The 2591-nt window shown below is 72.9% G+C and carries 2 protein-coding genes; one reads left to right on the top strand and one right to left on the bottom strand.

What is annotated here, in order from left to right; all coding sequences use genetic code 11:
* On the bottom strand, positions 1-819 hold an 819-nt coding region (locus HMPREF3099_RS07645; protein ID WP_168168481.1), incomplete at its 3' end, for a cysteine desulfurase family protein.
* Between the two features lie 109 nt (positions 820-928).
* Between HMPREF3099_RS07645 and HMPREF3099_RS07640 the strand changes: the two genes are divergently transcribed.
* Positions 929-2536 carry a catalase gene (locus HMPREF3099_RS07640; protein ID WP_070705433.1) on the top strand — a complete coding sequence of 536 codons (1608 nt, stop codon included), beginning with the start codon at positions 929-931 and terminating at the stop codon, positions 2534-2536.
* Positions 2537-2591 lie beyond the last annotated feature (55 nt).

Below are 2591 nucleotides of genomic sequence, written 5' to 3'. Positions count from 1 at the left end.
GCCGTCGGCCAGCGCCGCGCGCAGCGCCGCGGCCAGCCCCACCACCAGTGCCACCGGCACCGTGCCCGACCGGATGCGCCGCTCCTGCCCACCGCCGTGGTTGACCGGCCGCAGCCCCACGCCCCGCCGCGCCACGAGCAGCCCCACACCCTGCGGACCACCCACCTTGTGCGCCGCCATCGAGAGCAGGTGCACGCCACTGGCCGCCACGTCCACCGGGGCGTGCCCCACCACCTGCACCGCGTCGACGTGCAGCACGCCCCCATGCGCCCGCACCACCTCGGCCAGGGCCGGCACGTCCTGCAGCACCCCGGTCTCGCTGTTGCCCCACACGATGCTGACGAGCGCCGGCCGGGTGCCCGCGTCCGGCCCCGCACCGCCCCCGCTCCCCCACGCGTCGAGCACGCCGGCCAGCGCCGCGGGCGGCACCAGGCCCCCGGCGTCCACCTCCGCCCAGCCGAGCTCGGCCCCCTCTGCCTGCACGAGACGACCCACGGCCTCGGTGACCGCCGCGTGTTCCGTGCGCGTGGTCACCACCCCGGCACCCCGGGGCAGCGCCCGGTAGCCCCCGATGACCGCGAGGTTGTCGGCCTCCGTGCCCCCGGCGGTGAACAGCAGCTCGGCCGGCTCGGCACCCAGCAGCTCGGCGACCTCCTCGCGGGCCTCCTCCACGAGGGCCCGCACGCGCCGCCCGAAGGCGTGCGTGGCCGAGGGGTTGCCCGGCAAGCCGGCCACGCGGGCCATCGCCTCGGTGACCTCCGGGCGCTGCGGCGAGCTCGCCGCGTGGTCCAGGTAAATGGCCTCGACGGGATGCTGCACGGTGGTCCTCCTCGACGGGGTGACGCGCCCCGCGGTGGGTCCGGGACGACGGCGGGCGGGCAGTCCGCGCTCGAGTTGCCCGCAGACCGCACAGTGCCATGCTGGGGACATGGCCACCTACGAGACCTCCCCTGCCCCCGGAGACCCCGCCGACGCCCAGGACCCGCACCCCACCTCCGCGGACACCTCGGGTTCCCTCACCGAGACCGGCGCGCCCGCCCCCTCGGACCGCCAGTCCCTCCGCGCCGGCCAGGACGGGCCGATCCTGCTGCACGACGCCCACTTCGTGAACCAGATGGCCCACTTCGACCGCGAGCGCGTGCCCGAGCGCGTGGTGCACGCCAAGGGCTCCGGCGCGTTCGGCACCTTCGAGGTGACCCGGGACGTGAGCCGCTGGACCAAGGCCGCCCTCTTCCAGCCCGGCACGCGGACCGACATGCTGGCCCGGTTCTCGACCGTGGCCGGTGAGATGGGCTCCCCGGACACCTGGCGCGACCCCCGTGGTTTCGCGCTGAAGTTCTACACCACCCAGGGCAACTACGACCTGGTGGGCAACAACACCCCGATCTTCTTCATCCGCGACGCGATGAAGTTCCCCCACTTCATCCGCTCGCAGAAGCGCATGGGTGGCAACGGCCTGCGCGACAACAACATGCAGTGGGACTTCTGGACGATGAACCCGGAGTCCGCCCACCAGGTCACCTACCTCATGGGCGACCGCGGCATCCCGCGCAGCTACCGCCACATGAACGGCTACGGCTCCCACACCTACATGTGGGTCAACGAGGCCGGCGAGAAGTTCTGGGTGAAGTACCACTTCCACTCCCAGCAGGGCGTGGAGGGCCTCACCGGCGAGGAGGCCACGCAGATCGCCGGCGAGGACGCCGACTTCCACCGCCGCGACCTGTTCGAGGCCATCGAGGCCGGCGACTTCCCGAAGTGGACCCTCTCGGTGCAGGTGATCCCCTTCGAGGAGGGCTTCTCGTACCGGACCAACATCTTCGACGTCACCAAGACGGTCTCCCACGAGGACTACCCGCTCCACGAGGTCGGCGTCATGACGCTGGACCGCAATCCGGAGAACTTCTTCGCGCAGATCGAGCAGGCGGCCTTCGAGCCGTCGGCCACCGTGCCCGGCATCGGCCTGTCCCCGGACACGATGCTGCTGGGGCGCGTCTTCTCCTACGCCGACACCCACCGCCACCGCATCGGCCCGAACTACCACCAGTTGCCCGTGAACCGGCACCGCGTGGAGGGACACACCTACTCCTACGACGGCCCGATGGCGTACGACCACTCCGGGGACGCGGCCATGTACGCCGCCAACTCGATGGGCACGCCCTACTCGGACGGCACGGGCGCGGCCGAGGACTCCTACCCCGTCTCCGGCGAGCTGGTGCGCCGTGCCCAGACCGTGCGCAGCGAGGAGGACGACAACTTCACCCAGCCCGGGATCCTGGTGCGCGAGGTGATGGACGACGCACAGCGCGACCGCTTCGTGGAGACCGTCGCCGGCCACCTGCTGGGCGGCGTGAAGGGCGACGTGCTGGAGCGCGCGTTCGACTACTGGAAGGCCGTGGACGCCGAGACCGGCGCCCGCATCGAGGCCGCGGTGAAGGCCGGGCAGGCCGAGCGCAACCCGGGCGGCCAGCCGCAGGACGCCAAGGCCGATGCCGCCGAGGGCACGACCGACGCCGACGGGGCCCGCCGGGGCTGACCCGGCACACCGCACCCTGCGACGAGGGCGCCCACCGGCTGGTCGGCCGGTGGGC

Source organism: Kytococcus sp. HMSC28H12, from assembly GCF_001816045.1.
Classification (GTDB): domain Bacteria; phylum Actinomycetota; class Actinomycetes; order Actinomycetales; family Dermatophilaceae; genus Kytococcus; species Kytococcus schroeteri.
The sequence above is the reverse complement of the archived record's forward strand: the minus strand, read 5'-3'. Positions and strand labels throughout refer to the sequence as shown.

Bases quoted from the DNA above. Each gene is read 5' to 3' on its own strand.
- HMPREF3099_RS07640 (WP_070705433.1), top strand. From the start codon at position 929: ATGGCCACCTACGAGACCTCCCCTGCCCCCGGAGACCCCGCCGACGCC.